This is a genomic window from Haloarcula sebkhae (assembly GCF_014647415.1).
GTDB classification, from domain to species: domain Archaea; phylum Halobacteriota; class Halobacteria; order Halobacteriales; family Haloarculaceae; genus Haloarcula; species Haloarcula sebkhae.
The window spans coordinates 36,392-56,957 of record NZ_BMPD01000007.1 but is presented as its reverse complement, the minus strand read 5'-3'; the positions used below and the strand labels follow the sequence as shown (position 1 = coordinate 56,957).

The 20,566-nt window shown below is 51.7% G+C and carries 14 protein-coding genes and 4 pseudogenes; 8 read left to right on the top strand and 10 right to left on the bottom strand.

Annotated elements, in window-relative coordinates; translation table 11 throughout:
• Positions 1 to 107 precede the first annotated feature (107 nt).
• The 4 genes from IEY38_RS17420 to IEY38_RS17405 are packed head-to-tail and all read left to right on the top strand — an operon-like array spanning position 108 to position 2,903.
• The gene (locus tag IEY38_RS17420; protein ID WP_004592217.1) at positions 108 to 971 is read left to right on the top strand and encodes a hypothetical protein; all 864 of its coding nucleotides are present in this window, start codon (positions 108 to 110) and stop codon (positions 969 to 971) included.
• A complete protein-coding gene (locus IEY38_RS17415; protein ID WP_188979826.1) occupies positions 968 to 1,708 on the top strand; it encodes a hypothetical protein in 741 nt (246 codons plus the stop codon). Before IEY38_RS17420 ends, IEY38_RS17415 begins: the two co-directional genes overlap by 4 nt.
• On the top strand, positions 1,705 to 2,637 hold the full coding sequence (locus tag IEY38_RS17410; protein WP_004592214.1) for a hypothetical protein: 933 nt from the start codon (positions 1,705 to 1,707) through the stop codon (positions 2,635 to 2,637). Before IEY38_RS17415 ends, IEY38_RS17410 begins: the two co-directional genes overlap by 4 nt.
• A 50-nt stretch (positions 2,638 to 2,687) precedes the next feature.
• Positions 2,688 to 2,903: a hypothetical protein gene (locus IEY38_RS17405; RefSeq protein WP_188979939.1), complete on the top strand. Its 216-nt coding sequence runs from the start codon at positions 2,688 to 2,690 to the stop codon at positions 2,901 to 2,903.
• Here IEY38_RS17405 and IEY38_RS17400 read toward each other — a convergent pair.
• From IEY38_RS17400 to IEY38_RS17390, 3 genes are read right to left on the bottom strand one after another with little or no spacing between them, the layout of a single operon-like run.
• Complete coding sequence (locus IEY38_RS17400) at positions 2,893 to 3,309, bottom strand: universal stress protein (protein WP_004592213.1); 417 nt, start codon at positions 3,307 to 3,309, stop codon at positions 2,893 to 2,895. The two genes, IEY38_RS17405 and IEY38_RS17400, sit on opposite strands and share 11 nt — an antisense overlap.
• Positions 3,302 to 5,578 (bottom strand): efflux RND transporter permease subunit, encoded by a 2,277-nt coding sequence (locus IEY38_RS17395; protein ID WP_188979927.1) that lies wholly within the window; start codon positions 5,576 to 5,578, stop codon positions 3,302 to 3,304. The genes IEY38_RS17400 and IEY38_RS17395 overlap by 8 nt, the downstream gene beginning before the upstream one ends.
• Positions 5,579 to 5,591: 13 nt before the next feature.
• Complete coding sequence (locus IEY38_RS17390; protein WP_229775366.1) at positions 5,592 to 7,118, bottom strand: COG1361 S-layer family protein; 1,527 nt, start codon at positions 7,116 to 7,118, stop codon at positions 5,592 to 5,594.
• 340 nt (positions 7,119 to 7,458) lie between these two features.
• Here IEY38_RS17390 and IEY38_RS17385 point away from each other — a divergent pair, with 340 nt between their 5' ends.
• Positions 7,459 to 9,027, top strand: a complete 1,569-nt coding sequence (locus IEY38_RS17385) for a DUF7827 domain-containing protein (RefSeq protein ID WP_188979823.1) — start codon at positions 7,459 to 7,461, stop codon at positions 9,025 to 9,027.
• Positions 9,028 to 9,761: 734 nt separating this feature from the next.
• On the opposite strand, the pseudogene IEY38_RS17380 reads toward IEY38_RS17385, so the two are convergent.
• Positions 9,762 to 10,528 (bottom strand): annotated as a pseudogene (locus tag IEY38_RS17380) (hypothetical protein).
• 561 nt (positions 10,529 to 11,089) lie between these two features.
• Between IEY38_RS17380 and IEY38_RS17375 the strand changes: the two are divergent.
• Entirely contained in the window at positions 11,090 to 11,707 is a 618-nt protein-coding gene (locus IEY38_RS17375) for a TetR/AcrR family transcriptional regulator (RefSeq protein ID WP_049909321.1), read from the top strand.
• A 14-nt stretch (positions 11,708 to 11,721) separates the two neighbouring features.
• Positions 11,722 to 13,059 (top strand): annotated as a pseudogene (locus tag IEY38_RS21855) (hypothetical protein); the annotation flags it as partial.
• A gap of 238 nt (positions 13,060 to 13,297) precedes the next feature.
• Here the strand turns inward: IEY38_RS21855 and IEY38_RS17365 are convergent.
• The 6 genes and pseudogenes from IEY38_RS17365 to IEY38_RS17340 all read right to left on the bottom strand — a co-directional run bounded on the left by IEY38_RS17365 (position 13,298) and on the right by IEY38_RS17340 (position 19,085).
• Positions 13,298 to 13,990: pseudogene (locus tag IEY38_RS17365) on the bottom strand (IS6 family transposase).
• Positions 13,991 to 14,751: 761 nt separating this feature from the next.
• A complete protein-coding gene (locus IEY38_RS17360; protein ID WP_004592207.1) occupies positions 14,752 to 15,192 on the bottom strand; it encodes a hypothetical protein in 441 nt (146 codons plus the stop codon).
• Positions 15,193 to 15,206: 14 nt separating this feature from the next.
• Positions 15,207 to 16,118 carry a ParA family protein gene (locus IEY38_RS17355; RefSeq protein ID WP_049909313.1) on the bottom strand — a complete coding sequence of 304 codons (912 nt, stop codon included), beginning with the start codon at positions 16,116 to 16,118 and terminating at the stop codon, positions 15,207 to 15,209.
• A gap of 563 nt (positions 16,119 to 16,681) precedes the next feature.
• Positions 16,682 to 16,885 carry a hypothetical protein gene (locus tag IEY38_RS17350; RefSeq protein WP_152420790.1) on the bottom strand — a complete coding sequence of 68 codons (204 nt, stop codon included), beginning with the start codon at positions 16,883 to 16,885 and terminating at the stop codon, positions 16,682 to 16,684.
• A gap of 90 nt (positions 16,886 to 16,975) precedes the next feature.
• Positions 16,976 to 17,518 (bottom strand): annotated as a pseudogene (locus IEY38_RS17345) (IS6 family transposase); the annotation flags it as partial.
• A 337-nt stretch (positions 17,519 to 17,855) separates the two neighbouring features.
• On the bottom strand, positions 17,856 to 19,085 hold the full coding sequence (locus tag IEY38_RS17340) for a Cdc6/Cdc18 family protein (protein WP_049909311.1): 1,230 nt from the start codon (positions 19,083 to 19,085) through the stop codon (positions 17,856 to 17,858).
• A gap of 647 nt (positions 19,086 to 19,732) precedes the next feature.
• On the opposite strand from IEY38_RS17340, the gene IEY38_RS21780 reads away from it, so the two are divergent.
• Positions 19,733 to 19,897: a hypothetical protein gene (locus IEY38_RS21780; RefSeq protein ID WP_161607600.1), complete on the top strand. Its 165-nt coding sequence runs from the start codon at positions 19,733 to 19,735 to the stop codon at positions 19,895 to 19,897.
• Positions 19,898 to 20,566: the final 669 nt, after the last annotated feature.

Genomic DNA, 20,566 nt, shown 5'->3' with positions numbered 1-20,566 from the left:
CCGCACGGCAGACGGGGAAACCACACGGTGTATCGCGTCGGCGGCGTTTCGTACCCCTCAACTGAGGGACTCGAAGCAACTCTCGAAGCACGCTAACCCCCAAAACCATGATTGAAGACATCGAGCGGGACGTGTTCGTACGGATTCAGACCGATCTGTTGGTGGTCGGCGACAGCATCATGACCGACCGGCATCACGCCTCGAACGGTAACTACGAGGATGATGACCCGCAGAACCAGATTGGTGGCATCATCCCCGCGTTCCCGCTCTCGGGCTGGCTTCGCCACGGGATGGAAGAAACCGTTCAGGAGTACGGTGGGACGGCCTGCCACCCCGGTGAGGCCAACGCGAACTTCATGAAGGAAGGCGTCTACGAGCGCGATCTCGACGACAGCTACCACGAGAAGGGCGTGTGTACGGCTGAGCCGAAGGAAGACGATGGCTGTGTGGTCTTCGATCTCTTCGGTGGCTTCGGTGGCGTCCCCGGGAAGGTGATGCGGCGGCCGATCAAGTTCAACCCCGTCCGTTCCAGCGTGGACTACACGCGCGGACAGGCCGAGGGTCACTACCGCCGGCTCAACCGGAACGTCGCCTCCCGGAACCGGGAGGACAACCGTGAACCGCTTCGGAACGCGGAGATCGACGCCGTCGCTAACCTCGATGGCTGCTGGCATCTCTCGTTTCGGGAGCTGAAGCCGGAGTTCATCGGGCTGCTGGCCGAGGGCATCGACTTCCTCAATGCTCACAAGACGGACTTCATGCATCAGCTCGGAGGCGCGCGGAACTTCGGCGCGGGGATCGTCGATTGTCACCTCATCAACCCGCTCTACGAGGAGCGCGAGCTGAAGCGCGTCTTCGACCGTGGGAAGGGCAACACGAACGCGATGGACGAGAAGGATGACCAGTGGGAAGAGGAGTACCGCCCGGTGTTCGTGGAGGCGCTGGAAGAGCGTATTGAGGAGGGACCATGAGCGACGACACGATGGTCGCCGCGTACCGCCACGATGCTCACAAGATGAACGGCCAGCCCCACGACTACGCCCCAAAGACGTTCGCCGGGATTCCTGTGAACCAGACGGTCCCCCACGGCGCGGACGGCGATGCGTCGGCACTCAGCCGACCCAACGGCCAGCCTGAACAGACCGTCGAGAACCACGAGACGCTCTACCGGCTGTCGCTCATCGAGGGCGAGAGTCGGTACGACCCACAGGAGTTCACGCGCAACGGCGTAGAGTGCGCCGTGAGAGAACTCCTGACCGAAGACGACCCAGAGACGATACATCGGGCGTGGCTGGACAGCAACGTCGTCTCGGCGTTCACGGAGAGCGTCTACTACCCCTACACGAGCCTGAAGTACCACACGCTCCTCGTGGCGGCCCTACTCGACAACTATCGCGACGGCCACGAGTTCGCCGACCTCCGGCTGGTCGTCGACGACCCCGACGAGATTGTGCCCCACCGGACGGTCTACGCGGGCGAGGAGTTCGCCCTGCGGATCGACATCGACGCTCGAGGGCAGCCATCGGCCCGACTCGGGAGTCGCCCGTGGCGGTCGTGGGCATCAGCGTGGAACCGCCTGGAGGCACACCCACTGGAGACGGCACACGACAAGTACGACATGGTGCTCGATGGGAATCTCCGGCGGATCGGTTCGTGGTCGGCCGCGCTCCAGTACATCGAGGACTTCCGGGAGGTGTTCGACGAGTGACGCGCATTCAGCAGGTTCACTGGGAGCTGGAGATGGACTACATCGGCCATCCGTACTACGTCTCGGGGAACGCCATCCTCCACGCACTCGGCCAGCACGTCCCGTACGACGTCCACCAACACCTCCACGCCAGCCACGGGATGTTCACGCCGGGGCAGTTCGGGACATTCCCCGAAGAGCACTCCCAGAGCGGTATCCGGCCATACCTCGGAAGCGGGCTCCCGGACGTCGAGAGCTACGATGACCTGTTCCTGATGCGGAACCCGGCTCATCGCTGGCTTCTCGACAGCCGTCCGCGAGACGCGCTGAACACGCACGACATCCGCCCGCAGAGCGGGCATTCGGCGCTATCCCACGAAACGATCATGGGCAAGCCGGAAGACGCTCGCAAGCAGCAGCAGACGACGAAGTGGTACGTTCACGCCTACCTACACGCCGATGACCCCGATGCGCTCCCGCTGGGCGAGGACGTACTGGAGGGCCTCCAGTTCGGGGGCAAACGGAACTACGGCTACGGCGTCACGCGGCTGAAGGACACGCAGGTTGTCGACCTCGATGACCTGGACTACTCACGTCTCGAGAACGGCGAGGCCTTCCTCGTGGAGGTGACGACGCCGTTCGTGCTGAAGTCGGAGTACCCCAAGGCCGCCGACCAGGACGTCCCGTGGTGGTGGAAGGAGAGCCGTCGGGATCTCCGTGAGCGAGAGGAGAAGATCCTCGAGCAACGGGAGGTCTACAAGCTCCAGACCGTCGACCACGGGCAGGTCGTGAAGTACGAGGGTGACCATCCCATCGAGACCGCGAAGAGCGGTGTCCTTCGGGTCAGCAGTCACTCGAAGTACGGCTTCGGAGAGCTTCGGGTGAAGCCGGTCGAGCCTCGATCAGATCAGTGTAAGAACTCAGAGAAGAACGGCGAAACGGCGGAGTGAGAAATCCGAACGATGACGGGCGAATCGGCGACTAAACATCACGTGGTTTCGTGAATAAAGAAATCGTATTCACAACAACTGATAACGTCGCAAAGAACATCAGCCTGCGCTATCTGCGTCGTAACCAAACTGGGGGCGAAGGCGCCTTAGGTGTGCGCTTGAACAGCAAGATGCTGGATAGTGAGTGGATTACCTACCAAGATCTCGGCCAAAACAGGATTCTACGCCGAATCCACCGCTTTAGCGGTGGGTACCTCAACGAGTGATTGTCACCGGGGCTGGTGCTTTCCGCATAACCTGCTCTGCAACGCTACCAACAAGCAGCCGCTGGATACCGTCTCGGCCGTGGCTTCCCATTACCACTTGGTCGACATTTTCGTCCTTGACTGTTGCAATGATTGTTTCGACCGGATCACCAACCACAGCGCTAGTTCGAACTCTCTCAGGGCTCACGAATTCGGCCTGAGCGTCCGCTAAGAGTGATTCAGCCTCTGCTTTGGCTTGTTTTTCCCAATTTCCACTGTCCCCGCCGCTATAACCGACGAACCCATCAGCGGGATCAATAACAGTTAAAAGTGTAACAGTTGCATCAGGGAACACAGCCTGCGTGTATTTGATGGCTTCCTGTGCTGGTGCTGATCCGTCAACTGGAACAAGGATTGTTTCAATCATCGGCTTCCGTTATTCCCATTCTTGTTGAAAGAAGTTTATTTTCACGGGCAGTCTCAATTGCGTCTGACAAGCGACCAAGGATAATAAGTGTCGGTGGAAGAGTCGCAAGAGCAGCAACAAGAGTAAGAAAAATAACGCCGACAGTCAGTGATCCGAAGTCAGCCAAGATCGGAAACGGCGACAGGGTAAGTGCGGAGAACCCGAACACGGTTGTGAGTCCAGAGACAGTAATCGCCTTCCCAACACGTGACCCAGCAGTTTCAACCGCATCAAGCCTGGATACTCCATCCTGTTCAACCTCCTCGAAGTAGCGTTCCATTACAATGATTGTATATTCTGCACCGATTCCAACGCTCAGCGCACCGAGAGATGCACCCAGTGGTGACACCGGAATCGCTAATGCCAGCATATAGATGTTTTGCCAGCCGATGACAAACGCCATCGGAACGAGAGGGGCAACGGCACGGAGTAAGTTCCGGTAGTAGAGTAGCAAAGCTCCGAAGACGAATAAGAACCCCAGTCCGGTTGTAGAGTTCCGGTTTTCGATCTGATCAACGATTGACGGTGTCGATTCCGGAGACTGCCCAGTGAGGTGCACATCAACTCCAGATGGCGGCTGGCTTAGTGTAATCGCTGTCTCCACGGTATCGAACAGACCCAACTCTTCATCTGTGTTCATTCCTTGTTCGGCAGTTACCTGAATCTGTGCATAGCCATCACTGTAATACTGCGCTTTCTGATCTTCTGGAATCTCTGTTAACGTTTGCTCGACTCCACGTTCTGTCTGTGGCAGCGTGCCACCGTTATACTGTTTAATGAGTGTTGCTGGCGTCGAAACACCGGTTATTTGTGGTTTATCGCTGGCGATAGTACGGTACCGTTCCATCCAGCGTAACACTTCTGGGTTACGCAGTTGTTCACCGCTGACGAGAATGCTGTATTGCACGTTATCACCACCACCAGCAACAGACCGGAATTCTTGGAGATCAAGGTAGGCTGGTAGGTCCTGTGGAATAAACTCTTCACTGTCAGCGAGGGTCCCAAGATCAGAACTGACAGCGAATCCACCAGCCATCACGACTGTGGCGATAGAAAGTACAATCAGTGGGTTTGCTGCGAGCAGCCGTGTGGTCCGACCAAGCAACTTTCCGAGGCGGCCGATCTCACTTTCTTCCTGCTGTGGAATTGAGTTTGGTCCACCAGCAGTCGGTGTCTCGTCCGGGGACGAGTCCCGAAACCGTGCCCAAAGCGTGAGTCCCGGTAGGAGAACAAGTAGTGATGCGATGAATGTTAATATGACACCAAAGATGGACGTTTGTGCAAACCAGACGAACGCTGGCGATCCCACTGTCGAGACCCATGTCGCACCAAATCCGAGTGCTGCTGACAACATAGCAATCAATACAGGTGGTCCCACGCCTCCCAACGCTAATGGAAGCGCCTCACGTGGACGGTGATCTTCGAGTTCTTCTTCATACCGTTCGTGAAACTGGATTGAATAATCAATCCCCAGTCCGATCAGGATCGGAAAGACAGAACTTGTAAGCGTAGAATTTGGTATGCCTGCATAGCCAATAGCTCCAAATGTCCAAATAACGCCAACAAACACGGCAACGATTGGTAATAGGCGAAGCCTAACGCCCCGAAATAGGAAGAAAAGCGCAACGATCATCAGACCGACAGCCAAACCGAGTAACTGCTGTGTACTCTGTTGGATGAGAGCGGAGAGTTGTGAGGAGAACGCTGCTGAACCGGTAACCGTGACGGCGATACCGCTAGGGAAAGCTACCCATTCCTTGGCGTCAACCGCGTCTGTGTACACTGGGCGGGACTGCTGTTGGGTCAGCCCAGGTTCAAGTACGACAGTGACTACTTCTGAGTGGGAGTTTCCAATCACTCGTTCAATTTTCTTTTCTGATCCGGGAATCTGTCCATATTCCGCCCGAACTTGATCAGCAGGACTGACTACCTGTTCAACATCATCAACTTCAGACATCCTCCGGTCATAGCGATCGATCGCTCGCATTGTTGCGGGTTCCGTGACTTCACCACGTACTAGCATGGCAATTGTCCCACGGTCAAAATTGTCGTCATATGTGTTCAGCGTGGGATTTTGGCCGACAAACGCACGATCACCAGTTACGCTCTGGATCTGTGCAGCGCCTGAAATAGCAATTCCAATAAGTACTATTGCAGTGATAAGCGCAACTAACGGCCGCTTCTGAATGTGTTGACCAATACGAGCGAATACTGTCCGTATACCCATCATCTTATTAACTATTTTAATTCTGCCGCCGATACACGATGATGGCACCGCCGATGAGCGCTAACGCCCCAATTGCAATTCCAGGAATCAGTGGCAGGCCACTAGACTCTTCCGTACTAACTGGAACACCGATCGTAAGTGACCCAGTAAATCGGGTATCCCCGTCGGGTTCATCATATCGAAGCTCAACTGCAGAGGTGTACTCTTTCGTAAGAGCAGTATCTGAAGCACTGACCCGGAACGTCGCGGTTACAGTCTCTCCGGGTTCCACAGTGCCAAGATATGCGCCATCATCAGAGGATGACAATGGATCGTTAGTGAACAACTTGATATTTGCGTTGGTTACTGTTTCGTTACCGGTATATTCGATTGTTGTTGTCAGTTCTCCATCGCCACCCGGTGAGACTGTAGCATTTGTCCTGAGAACACGGAACCGGTCGCGCTCCTCTCCGATAACAACACGTTGACGGAGTGGCGTCGTCGGCTGGAGCACATCACCAGCATCGTTTTCATATTCAAGCATCAATGGCACTGAGATTGAACCTGGCTCAGCCTCTTCCGGGATATTAACTGTAAATGATACCTCCGTAGAGTCACCGACATCAAGATCACCAACTGCCGCTTCACCGCTAGTCACGCTAAGGGGCAGCCGGTCTTGTGCACCGATTCGGACAACCATATCCTGTACAGGTGCAGGTCCTTCATTGGTGAGTGTAGCTCTGAGTTTCGCTTCTGGCTCATCTACTCTGAAATCGGTCAGTCGAACATTATTGACTTCGAACGAGCGGTCTCGTTGCACGGTAAAGTTAGTCCGTGCAGTGTCAGCCGTTTCGGTGATCCCATTGCGATTCTCGAACTCAACTGTTACTGGTATCGGGTATGTTCCTGGATCAGTATTCTCTTCTGCGCCCATCTGTACACTCACAACCTCTTCTTCTCTGGGTTCGAGTGAACCAATTGAACGGGCTGTGCTCTGTGACGGGCCTGTTGCCTGTCCGAAAAATGTCCCTTCAGTATTCGTCTTAAATGTTGCTTCAGTATCCGTTGCTGTACTGGTTCCAGTATTCTGAATTGCATATTGTACTTCGCCGTTATCACCGGCAACAATGCTGTCTCCTCGGATTCTTGTGACAGTAAACTGAGGTTCGTCTTCAACCACAATGGTAACATCCCGGACAACTTCTTGCGACCGCGTTGTCCGTTCGGTATCATCAAGTGGACCGAACGAAACTGATCCGGTGTGCGTGTACTCGACTACGGCTGGAATTTCATATGTCCCCGGATCAACATCCCCAACTTCAACTCGGAAATCAAGTGGCACCTGCTGGCCGTCGGCAATAGATCCAATGGACTGTGTGCCTGACTTTACTTCAATCGGCGCATCGAGATCATCATCCTGTAACTCGACCCTAACATTCTTTGCACGCTGTACTTCTTCCTCGAACGTTGCCTGTTTTCCTTTTCTGAGATGACCATCATTAACCAGAACGATTTGGACGGATTGGGTCGAGGTAGCTCCAACTACCGGCTCTGGTGTCGACACACTGATATTTGGCTCTCCGATCACAGTCGAATCGGCAGCAACTGGTGTTGCAGCACCAAGTAGTAGGCAAGCGCAAACTAGGACACTAACCCCTCGTGATGATAGAAGGTGCGACATTCTCACGATTTACCATCTGCGCCTTCCATGGTTTAGACCTTCGGAAATTACTTTACACGTTATAAAAGTTTATTACTGGTTCAAACGAAGCTCATAGACGCAATTCAGACAGCTTACGCAATACGTCGCTCAAGCATCTTTGCAAACAACCGGCAGGGAATTCACGCCCACATCAAAAATCTCAGCCCACAAAACATATACCCATCTCAAGCAGAATGAACGTATGAGCTGGATAGCCCGGACATCAGCGCTGTTGTTCATTTTCCTGATTGTTACTTCGGTAGCAAGTAGCGCTACTACTGGACAAATCCAGTCGAGGAGTCAGGGAACGGTGGCCGAAGCTGAGATACATGAAGAGGTAGGCGACATCGTAAAGATTCCAATTCGTGTCCCGCCGTACGACACAACAACACTCAACATTTCTGGTGAGCAGTACTCAGCAGAGGTTACCGCAACTGATCAAGATGGTGACGGACAGATCCAACTTCGAGTCAACACGTTCGAAACGCAGACTTCAGGCAATCCGTCTGGGTATAGTGTTGCATCATCAGATCACTTACGCGAAGTTTCTCAGCGGGGTCATAATGGGCTTACCAAGGGAGAATATGCCATATCCGTTGATGGAAATACATCCAAGTCGACTTTATCACTTAAGCAAGGCACGTTCCAGCCAGGCCAGTTACATACATTACCGAATGATAGGAAGATAAATAAATCTAATATTATGAACGACCGATCACCTGTTCCAAGCCAGATTGCTCATGATGACATATTGATTGCAGAGTTTGAAGCAGAGGGAATCATGGGTGTTGGCCGGTTTGATAATCCACCAGGAAACAACGGGATCGTTGCAGCAGATAGTGCCGTGGGAGCGCAGACGACACATACGGTTCAGGTACAAGGAACGGATGCCAATACATCGTTTCGGAAGGTGCGCATTAATTATGATAATGCAGCAGGAGAGACACCAGCAGGTCTTGTCAAGCTAAATATAACCCATGCCGGTATAGATTCAGATCAAGATGGGCAGATAGATCGGTCATTCAAACCATCGATTATAAACGTAAAGACAAACTCAGAGGGGATAATAGAAATTACAAGCAGTGGGCAACAAACGGTCTCAAAGTCAGAAACAATAATCCTCCAATATGAGGACGTTACAAATCCATCCAGACCTGGCACCTACCCTGCAACTGTTATGCTTGGGTCAGATAAAATCGACACAACAGTAGAATATGGACCGGCCGCCACTGGTAATCTTGGAAACGGGTTGAATGTTAATGCTAACACCACCAGTTTAGATGGATTCGTCGCGCCGCTACCATTCAAGTACTTCACTTCACCAGCTAACGACCGATTATATGTCGCAATGGATACTGGCGGCCTAGACAATATGACTGGTGAGTCGATCTCTCTGACACTTTCTCAATTTGAGAGCGGAGAGAGTATCTCGACGAAAAGATCAGTAACAAATGCCAGTCTCGTCGAACCGACTGCCAATGTAATGATAGCAAATGATCGGTGGCAAGCGGATTCAGAGCCACTGCAAATTACGGGTACTACAACTTTGGCGCCTAATAGCAATATTTGGATTCGCGTTCGCTCAGCCGGTGATGTTCCGTCGCCTTGGATTTATCATTACACCACGTCTGTTCGGCCAAACAGAACTTTTGAGATAGATATTACAGAAAATAGGATTGGGACCAATGAAACCGTCTACGTTAGACCCGTGACAAGAAGTGGTCCAATCGGTTCCGAGGAACCGGTCAGAGTAATAAATGCAACTGATTGATCACCTCCCCCTCATGAATGGTATGGAATCCTAAGCGTTGGGATTTAGCGTTTACGCGTCATTCAACGAAGTCTCGTGGGATCTCCGAGTCCGGTTGAATGAATAACGCAAGGTTGGGCCAAGCAACTGGTACCGCTATCCCAATGGGGGGAGTCATGGGTAGTGCTTTTGTCTGATATCATCGACTCTGTTTATTTCTCCGTGTGTAACGGCGCCATAATGTCGCATTTCCACAGGCCACGTTCAACACGAATATCACCATCCTCGTGCCCACACACGCTACACAACTGACGTGCCGCGTTCATCGGGCGTCTCCCCTTAATTCCACGCAGCAAGATTTGGAATCTATGAGATTCATCACCCACTTGGACGCCAACTATCTAAGCGTTTGTTGCCGTGTCTGCTCCAATCACTCTCATCGACACCGCTTGAATCGCCCACGGTTAGCGTTCACACGTTGCGGGCAACACACCGTTCAACAATGTCTTTCGACAGAGCGTACAAGAAGTGGTCATCGTCGTGAGATATTCTCCCACACCCACTTTGCTTCGAACGGTTTGCACAACGTGGCTGAAGTGAGATCATCCTCTAAGACGGAGCAGGAGCAATTCTTACGTCGGAGATTTGCTGTCCCACAAACTGATCGAAGAGGAATCAAGTAGTTCCTCGAAATCGAATACGTCGAGGATTCCCAGTATCTCGTTCAAATTATCATCTGATTTCGGAAAGATTTTTTATTTTCCCCGACCCTGACTGGCAAAAACAGCGGCGGCAACGCAGTTAATGAGTCCAAGAATTGGTTCCCCAGCAAGATGCAGCGATCGCAGGAAACCATATGTGTGAGCGGCCTATTTCGGGCCCTGCTTGGACGGCCGTGAAACTTCTTGATCCACGGTTCCAACAGAAACCAGAAAGACACTCCGCCCGGGTGGTATGAAGGCCTTCTCCTGACACGTATTTTTATTGTGCACGATCATCCGGTGGTCACACTCAGTTGCTGATACGGCGGATGCTCATCAGCCCAGACTTCTCATAGCCACTGGGAGAGGTCTTCAGTCCCCCTCAATCTCAGGGTGGAGTTCCCTCCTCAAATTTCGTTCCTTCCTCAGCAGAAACCACGCGAAGCACATCGCGGTACGCTGTGACAAGCGCCATCTCATTGCCCTGTTCATCACACCAGCGTTCGCTCACCATCGGGCGACCCGCCACGGGACAGTCCGTCCCGCGACGGCTCGCGTTCCTTGTAACCCGAACACATCTACTGAGTTTCATTGACCTACGTCGGCCCGTCGAGAGTCTGATCCATGCGGTTCCAGACGATGGGGAAGCCGCAACCTCGGCACCAGATGTGGTTGAGGTCGTCCTGGGTTCGGATGGTTGTTGCTCCACAGTCAGGACAAGATAGCTGTTCTCAAATTGTCTTGAGACGCCACTCGATTATAGCGTCGAGCAGCTTAATCCGAAATTCCAAAACCCCAAGTGATGCAAGATTCTGAAGCATCCCGCCGAAAGCAGATTTTTTTGATCACAATCGTAGCAAGAGGCGAGATGGTTTCGTACTACAGACTCTTTTCGTTAGCCTGATCAAGAATGTTTTCTCTTTGGCTAAAAATGCAATTTTCGTTAACTTGCTGTATCCGTTGTCACTAGCGACGACAGAAGGCACATCCGATTTTTCTACAGATTCGCGGCAGAGTATCAGAGTGGGCGTCAAAAGAGCCCAGATGGCCGGATGCCATCCAAGGTGCAGACAGAGAGAAGAGTGCGCCGAATACAAAACCACTAACTATGGCTTCACAGTCAAGAAAGTCGTGCAATAATATATCAATCAACGGTGCAACCACTACTACAGCTTTACTAGTGAAGCAACCCATGATGGTGACAGGTTCCGTTGTTTCAGATGCGACCGTAAATACCACGCCACAAAGAACATCGCCTGGGAGCCATTTTATACTCCTGCTCTCTAATGATCAGAGTGAAAGTTCCCCGACAAGCCTACCATTTACTGTGCAGATAGTGATGAGCGAAGTGCCTTTATTGGTGGCTAGAGTACTCGCATCACGTGAGTGATTCAGTTCCATTCACCGGTGACCCGGCAGACACCCACGAAGCTATTATGCACGGTACTTTTTTTGCGCTTAAAGAATACGGGTATGCAGAGCTGTCTATTCAACGGATTAGCAATGAGCTTAACTTGAGCAAGTCGACATTATATCACCACTTCAGTGGTAAAGAGGACCTCCTTCTCTCGTTTTTCGACTTCTTATTAGATCACTTAGAACAGTTCTATGAATCTGGTTCAATCAATGAACCGCAAAAAGCGATTTCGGACATTATTGATGCTCTACTCAACGAGAATATAACACCGAAGAAGAGATCAGCGGAGGGAGAAGTGCTGGCAATGTACGTTGAGTTGAGGTCCCAAGCGATTCGTGACGCAAAATACAGAGAACGAATCGCAAAGGCGGATCAACGCTTTATCGGACAGGTAGCCACGATTATCAATACGGGAATTGACCAAGGGGTATTTCAGGCAGTTGAACCAGAGGAAACAGCTGAGTTCCTGTTGGCGGTATTGCACGGAATACTTATCCAGGGCACAACCCGAGAGAGTGTACCATACCAACAGTTACATCAGAATCTTACAGAGTATCTTCAAGCAGAACTCTTCGTCGAATGACACACTCCCGTCATGATGTCGCCCACAGCGACCACACTATCCCTCTTGCCCAGCAGGTAGAGTGGCTATTGGCCGATATGGTTGAAGATGACACCCATTTCAACATATGGACTTTTCGAGGCATTCAACGATGATCTAAAGATCAGTGTCAGTCCGACCGCCAGCGACAACATCACAGTGTCTCCTTCAGAACTCTTGAGTGCTACACAGGTCGCAGTCAAAGCACACGACCGGACGGCTGATCTGCTCAACGAGCGAGATATCCTGGCTCTCCACGAAATGGGACGGACGCCAGTGTCGATGACTTCTCGCTGAGTCGGTGGCCGGACAGGGACCATCAGCAGCCCGCGATCCGGTCGACATACTCGAGCTACGGCCGCGTCGGCCACTCGCCTGTACGGTACAACGGGCCTAGTCGGGCAATCGTCGACGAGTCAAACACGCTCTTCTACGGGGAGAAGAACCTCGACGGCGTCCTCAACCTCGTGTCGTGCTCGAAAAGCCTGCTAGGAGATTGCATGGGCGTCGACCGGGAACGTTCTTATAGTGGATCCAGATTGGCGATGCCCACGACCGCAGCGTCCTCGTCGCATGGAACCCCTGGCGTCACGAGTTTTTTCGAACGGATGTGGACGCACCACAACGCCAACCACGGCGGCTTCATCTTCGCACCCGAGGTCGGCCTCCACGAGAACGTCCACGAACTTGATCTCACCTCGTTGTACCCGACATTATTTATACGCGGAGCATCTCGCCAGACGTTATCTTAGACTGCCACAGCGACCGCGACGACATCACCGGTCTCGGATACCCGATCTGTGACGACTGGAGCTACCTCGTCGACGTCCTCCAGCAGATCATCGACGCTCACGGCGAGATTACGGGGCGCACCGAGATTCAACTCGAATACGAGGCCCATTACGACTGGGTGGTGTTGGTGCCGCAACGCGAAGGCGGCGCCGGCGAAGACGACTTCAAGATTAGAGGCATCGAAGCGCGGCAGCGCTCGACCCCGCTGTTCACCGGGACTGTCTCGAACGCTTCGGTGCGGGTCGCCAGACGTAGTACTCAGCAGTCACTAAGACGCCATCAAGCGCCTCTACACTGGAACGGTGCCGGTGATCATGGGTTCGTGTCTCCAGCCACTCGAAGGACATACACAGAGCAGCTAGAACGTGGCGGCACTAAAACGGGCTCGCGAGCAGGACCTCGCCGTCCACCCGGAACAAGACATCGAGTACGTGGGCGTCGGCGACGAGAAGAGTTCGCGAGAGCAGGTCGCGTTGGGTCAGGAAAAGATCGAGTCGTACGGTGCGTCGTACTACAAGACACAGTTGGTCCGAGCTGTCGAGAGCATCTGTCACTCTTGGTTGAGACCGGGACGATATCCGACGAGAGCTCAACGGAACACGTGTAGTCGGTCTCATAGACTGGACCTAACGAACCCCCTTCCCCCTTTTTCGAGTTGTAAACTCGTGGCGTTGGGGGAAGTGTGAACAGCAAGAAGACTACAGAAACAACCGATTGGAACGGAGATATCGATAAAGAGACAGTATGCCTGATTTTCCAGCATGCAACTAGGGATAGTGTTTAGTTAGTGGCATTGTGCCAGCGAGCGAACCTCTGCAACCAATTTCAGCTGTCTTGGATTCGACGTGACTGAAGCAGTTCGAAAACGACGAGGTTCGACGCTTCGATTCTCGAAAAATCCGTTCGACAGCGTTCCGATTTCCGTGGCGACACATCTGAAATCGGAGTACAGCTCGTTGGAGTACAGTTTGGAGATGTTGAGCACCAGCAACGAGAAAAACGGCAGTTTCAATATTGTGTTTTTGCCGAAGTTCGCGCAGGAAAATTTCTGTGAGGGTGGTCGTAGTCGTCGCAAACAGCCGGCCGTGAAGCAGTTTGTTCTATTGCGGATCGGCGGCATTCACAAGAGCACAGCTATTGTACAGCCCATCAGAATGGCTCTGCCATTCTGAGGACGGCGTACAGCCAGAATTGCTGATCGTTGATGCGAATCACTGTTTCGTCGAGCGCAATCTGATTCGGAGATTTCCCTGAGTCGGGCTGTAGATCGGCTTTCTGTACCCAATCATGGACGGCTTTGCGACTACGCTGGACACCCAGCGAATCGAGTAATTCGACGGTATTCGACAACGATAGTCCCACAACATGCGATTGAATACCCCACGCCATCGCCACCTCGGGTGTCCGCTCACGCTCCACAAAATCCAAATCAATCCAGACTCTGTGTCCGCTGAGGCGGCTGATTTCTGCCATAGACCAGCAAGAAATCTGTCCGCCTCACTTTTCACGGTTAACTAAACACGACCCCCATAGCTGAGACACGAACAGCTACGTACAACGGGCACGCTCGTTGTTTGAAGAAGCCTGACCCGGGGGCTGCCGTCTTTTTTAGATGTCTCTCCGTACCCGGTACTAATCGACTCAGTGCCCGACTGCCCCATCCTTCCACCATGTTCGACAGACGGGCGCTTCTTAAGAGCACTGTGGACTGCCACCCGTGCGGGTCTCTTATCACACCCGAGGTTGGCCCAAACCGGACGATTTCGACGTTGCTGTCCGGTACAGTCTTTGCAGCGGCGGAAGTCGAGTCCGTCAGAGATCGTCCAGAAACGGTCACGATGCTCAATGGGGGGGGTCTGCTTCCTAGCAACCCGCCACAGGATTTATTTCGGTAGGGATGTGCCACAGTCGGTGACGTAACGCCATCTGAAGCCGGCATTCGGGTAAGGCATTATTACGATTCAGACCGTCCCAAGATAGCGCTCCAATGGATTGAAGCTGTAGACCATCGCGAGTCCCACTCTCATGAACTCCATTTCGCAGTACGACAGATAGTACGACCCATCTCTTCGTGGGCCAGCAAGACCCCTTTCTCAGGGTCAGCTCTTACCGTCAACGACCAAGTACTCGATTTCTCATTCCGAATTGATAGCTAAGTCTGATTATGAATTCGTTATAGAGTCGCTAGGCCTGTGTGCTCTAAATCCCTATCGTTGAATCCAAGAATCAGTGATTCATTGATCGATATCCTTCTGTGCTAATTCCCGAATCTTTTCTTTCGTCTCTTCGCGATGCTCGCCGAACGCTACTTCGAAAACCCCCCGGTAAAAATGCTTGTTCTTCTCGAGCGTGATGTCCTCCCGCTTCAACTGTTTTTTTAGCCGCGTGAATGTGATCTCGATATCCTCGCTCTGTTCTGGTTCAACGTACAGCGTGGCAGAGTCCCAGTCCTCCCGAATGTTCAAAGGGTCCTCACTCGCTTCCCCTGCCTCCTCAGTGGTGGTTTTAGTATTCGTCGAGCCAGCACCCCTTTGCTGACCTGACTGCTCTTCTGTGGCGGCTGCAGGTTCGCGGTCTTGCCTCTCTGTTTCCGATGTCGCTTCCGTCGTTTCGTTGTCTTCCGCGACTTCTTGATTTTCTGCTTCTTCTGACGGGTCGTCAAATCTTTCGTCCATTCCTCGGGGCATACTTATACCTCCACCTGCGTTTTGTCGAACGCCTGTTCAATTGTCTCAGCAACATCTATGAACAGGTTGAGCTCGACTTGCTGATCGTTCGCGTCCTCCCATTCGAAGATATCGCAGCCGTTGTCCCATGCGCGCTGTATTGCCACCCGCATTGGAAGCTTGAAGATCGGCGCTAGTGACGCATATGACTCGTCAAAGGCTTCCAGGAATTTCTGTGACTGCCCATCGTCTCTATACATATTTGCCAGCAGTCCCACGATCGCAATCTCGATTTGTTGATTATCCTCGATGGATTCCAGTTGGTCCCAGAGATCGTCTAGGGCGTCTCGTGATGTGGCCTGAGTTTGTGCGGCCAGGAACACGTTCTGCGCCGCAATAAACGCTGTATCCGTCAGAACCGAGAGATCTGGTGGGCAGTCAATCAAGATAAAATCGTAGTCATGACCGCCGTCAACCAGCCCCTCGAGGGCAGTTTTCAGCGAGAGACGAGCACTTGCATCGTCCATCCAATCCCGGGCGAGCCCCATGTCTTTGTGGCTCGGCACGAGATCGAAGTTCAGATGTTCGTAATCGTCGCTATGGATTACGATTTCTGAGAGTATCGTGTCGTGCGTGCGTGGATTATCGACGAGGACATCGAGAAGATTCGGATCATCAGTCGCGAGCGTATTTGGAAGGTCGTTCTTCGGGCTTGAGGGGTCGTTATCGTCGCCCGGGCCCAGTCCTAGGCCTTTCGTCATATCAGCTTGTGGATCCATATCGATCGCGAGGACATTGTGATCTCGTGAGGCCAGTGCCGCAGCACTGTTTATTGTCGCCGTTGTCTTCCCAGTCCCGCCTTTCTGATTGCCGAAGGCGACCGTGGGAATTCCGGTTGATGGTGTGACGCCCCAGCCACGAGGTGACTCGGTCATAGTATGATCATTGATTCAATGACTCATAAATCTACGTCAGACATCTAATCCCGTTCTGGAAATACTAGAGTTCCATATTCAGCAGCATAAGCTTCTAACAGGCACTTGTGGTGTTGCATTTGATGAAAGATCAAAGAATCAGCGATTCATTGACTCAATACATTCTGGAATTCCCGCTTTGCTGGTTCCTCAAGGAATGAGGCTTGCTACTGGTAGTTACTGAATCACTGACTCTGTACTTTTTACGGTAGGTGATTCGTTGACTCTTTATTTCTTGGATTCACTGATTCAGTGATTCTGTGCTTCAAATATTCGTTAACACGACCAGCCTCTATAATTCACTGAATCCCGGAGTCAACTTCTCAATAACTCTAAAGTTTATTGATCCACTAATTCTGTGAGTTGCAGACTCTGTGACTCACTGATCCATACCACCTCGAAATCGAGCCGGTAGATCCTGGCGAAACGAACATAGTTGAGGTCGAGAGCGACTTTGGGGTGAAGTGGTCGTGTTCGACTTTCTGGACACCAGCGTCCTCCTTGCCAGTGCCGCTGATAAATCACTAGGGATAGAGACAGTCAGCAAGATCTTCATCGGGACGGAGAAAGACCACAATCTCTACAGTGATATCGAACCGCGTCGGGAACACGTCCGCCGCCGCCGAAATCTGCCCCTCAATTTCGTCGATGTCCATCACTGGTCTTGATCGCTCAGTTTCGAACTCCATCCACCCGTACGGTAACAGCAAGAAAATCGCGTTATCCACATCTACACCATATGAGTTTCTTTGCTGGACAGTTTCCAGCCTTACCGATAATATTGAAGCTATTTTTGAAATACACAATGTCGGAAGTGTTTACTTAGTGAGATTGTGCCAGCGAGCGAAGCTCTGCAACCATTTTCGGCGGTTTCCGGGTCGATGTGACTGAAGCAGTGTGAAAACGACGAGGTTCGACGCTTCAGTTCTCGAAAAATCCGTTCGATAGCGTTCCAATTTCCGTGACGACACATCCGAAATCGGAGTCCAGTTCGTTGCAGTGCAGTTTGGAGGGGTTGAGCGCTATCGGCGAGAAAGGCAGAAGTTCGATATTGGGTTTATGCCGAAGTTCGCGCAGAAAATTTCTGTGAGGGTGGTCGTAGTCGTCGCAAACAACCGGGTGGGAAGCAGTTCGTTCGATTGCGGACCGGCGGCGGCATACAGCCAGAATTGCGGATCATTGATGCGAATCACTGTTTCGTCGAACGCAATCTGATTTGGCGATTTCCCGGATTCGGGCTGTAGATTGGTTTTCTGCACCCAATCATGGACGGCTTTGCGATTGCGTTAGACACCCATCGCTTCAAGCAATTCGACGGTATTCGACAACAAGAGCTCCGTAACGTGCAATTGAATACCCACGCTATCGGCATACGGGGACAAAACTCAGTCGGTATCGGCGCATAAAATTCCGGCTTGTGATTGAAGATAGAGGCTTCCGCCGTCTCCCGAATCAATCTATGGAGCGGAGGGGATGAGAGTGTAACTGTGAGTGGAGGGGAAGAGGGTATTTCCGGTATAACAGCGTTCAGGATTAGAGAGGAGATCAAGTCCAAGATTTTCAACGGGAGCAATAGAATCCGATCAAGCGTCAGTTTATAACCATTCGACTGATATTTGAAGAGTGTCGACTATCTGGATCTAGTAGTCCTCCCACTGTTTCATCCCAGTCAACCCCCGGGTGTTTCCGCGTAAAGTGTTAGTCGAGATACTCCTGAATCGACCGATTCGCCGTGACAACGTCAATGGCGTCACCAATTCGAGAGTCCTCGGAGAGGATATCCAGCGTCATTCCGAGGTCGGAGGCCAGTTCAAACACATAGTGAGGACCACCACGATTACCAGTCTGTTTTTTTGTTGCGGTGATGACACCCATCAGATCGAGCTCAAGTAGGTGGTCGCGAACGCTCCGTTGGGTCCGAATGTTTGCATCTATTTCCGTAGCGATATCCTTATATCGGGCGTACAATTCGGTTGTCTTCGCTGGCGTCTTTCCCTCTACTTCTAGTGCGACGACAGCGGTCAGTGTGAGTTGGTCCTGTACCGTCATCTCACGAATTCCCTTTTCAATGTTCTTCCTATCGATGCGGTCTTGAGCAGTCCGTACATGGTGCTCAGTGACCATATCACTCCCAGTGTTTGCCGCCAGTTCACCGGCTTTATACAGATAGCGGAGGGCCTGTCTTGCTGACCCCTTGTCTTGGGCTGCGTGTGCGGCACAGAGTGGGATTACCTCATCCTCTAAGACGCTCTCTTTGAATGCCTGATCGGCACGCCGCTCCAAGATAGACCTCAATTGATTCGCGTCATAGGGGGCGAAGTGAATCTCCTCGTCGAACAGGGTATCTTTGACTTTTGGGGACAGATTGTCGCGGAATTTAAAATTATTTGAGATACCGATGATGCTCAGATGCATATCGTCGGGGATATTACCGTTTGACTTGGCACGAGGAATCGAGTACAAGATTTCGTCCGATGTCCCAATATTGTCAATCTCATCCAGCACAATGATAACTGTTCCACCGATTTCGGTAACAGCATCAAAGAACTCGTCGGTGATCTTACTTATTGGGTGTCCGTTTAGATTGTCGCCAGTGAGTCGTTCAACGAGATTGATCAGTACATGATAAGAGGACGAGTCACCAGCGCAATTGTATTGTACCGTGGTAATATTTAGCCCCGCGTCATTGGCAGCTGCGACAAGATCGTCAAGTTTGAATTCGACACCAGCTGTCTTCCCTTGTCCGGTTTTCCCGAAGAGAAACATATTATGTGGACCGACACCCGTGTTGCGAATTGCAGGTGCGAGCGCATTGTGGATCTGGCCTAATTCTTCATCACGTTCAGGCAGTTCCTCTGGGTCCCAATCATCAGTGAGTGGACGCTCATCCTCAAATATCGGAGACCCGCGTTCAAATGTCCGTGACATACGGTGTTTCTTTAAGCCCGAACACATAAGACTAGGTGTTCGGTTGTATCGAATGGTTCGTTTACTACGCCCGTTACGGGTATTTCTGCAAACCCCCCGGGTGTTTCCGCGTTCCTCAATTAAAGGGTGCGAATCAAGAATTGTATACGAGAAGTGAAAACCACCTACCCCCGCCCCCGGGTGTTTCCGCATAATCTGCTAGATGGTCTGTGCGGTGTTAAGGTGTCATGAACTTCAGAAGGGGGATACCAGACGATACACCGAAAACGTTCTCTACCACAGAATTCAATATCATGGTGAACTGGTGAAAATTCCTCTCTGAGTTTGTTTATATACTTTTCTTTCTAGCTAGTTATTACCTAGAACAGTATAGAAGGTGACTGGTCGAACCACAACTTATTGAGGCTCTACAGCCGCTTTCCCTTCTTTGGAGTCTTTACCTCTTGCAGCCTCTTCCTACATTTATATGCAATCCTTCGATATATCTATCTGGCCTGCCTTGCTTATACAGAGTTTACCCGGAAACACCCGGGGGTGGGGGTCCCAAATCTTGAGATTATCCTCCTTACACCCATTATCAACATCTGTTCCCGGCGAAGCCTTCGGTATGGGACGCCAGGGGTTAGTGGGACGCCTATCGTACCAGAGTGTGCAAGTGCGTACTCAACCCGATACTGGTGACTGTCCTGCATCTGCTGGAGTTCGGCGATAACGTCCTGATGGCCGGCTTCCCTGGCGTCGGTGAGACACTGCTGGAAGTTCCCGCCACAAGGATTGATTGGGTGCCAATCGATAGATTGGAACTGCGTTAAGACGAGATGGAACGGAGATGGTTCTTGAAACAGTTCGATTAGTCTCTGCTGAGGACTCATATCGCCCCAATTGGTAGTCTGCTACGAGACCGTTGGAGCGTGTCATACAATAGTTCTCAACAGGAATGCTTCGCTCATTTTTCTCCGAATAGAATCTGAAATCCCGTATCTCTCTGAATCAGGCGTGAAACGAAGTAGCCAAAATTACCGCGTAGAGGGTATGAGACGTATTCTATGACACGCTGTGCTTCTGAAGTCTAAATAGTGTTCATGGCTATCGCTGAAGCGCCCATGAAGCTAGGCCGACCAATTCTCTGAGTGTCAAACCAGCAGCGAATACGTAGGTAGCTTGAACCGGAATATCAAATGTTGTCATGATTGCCACGAAGAGTGACATAACGAGTGCCATGCCAGTCCATGCAGCTGCGAACATTCGTCCCGACGGTGTTGCATAGGAACCCAACCCAGACATAGCTAATATATTAGCTGAGGCCATAATAAATCATCTGTCACTGCTGATGATACTTACCCGACAGCATGGCAGTTTCTTAATGTGACTTGGATCCAGTACGACCCCTGCTAACTCACTAGTCACTGTAACTAATAGCAAACAGTTCTATTAGATTAGAGAATATTAGCAGCTTTTATATTCTATATTGTAGACTCCAG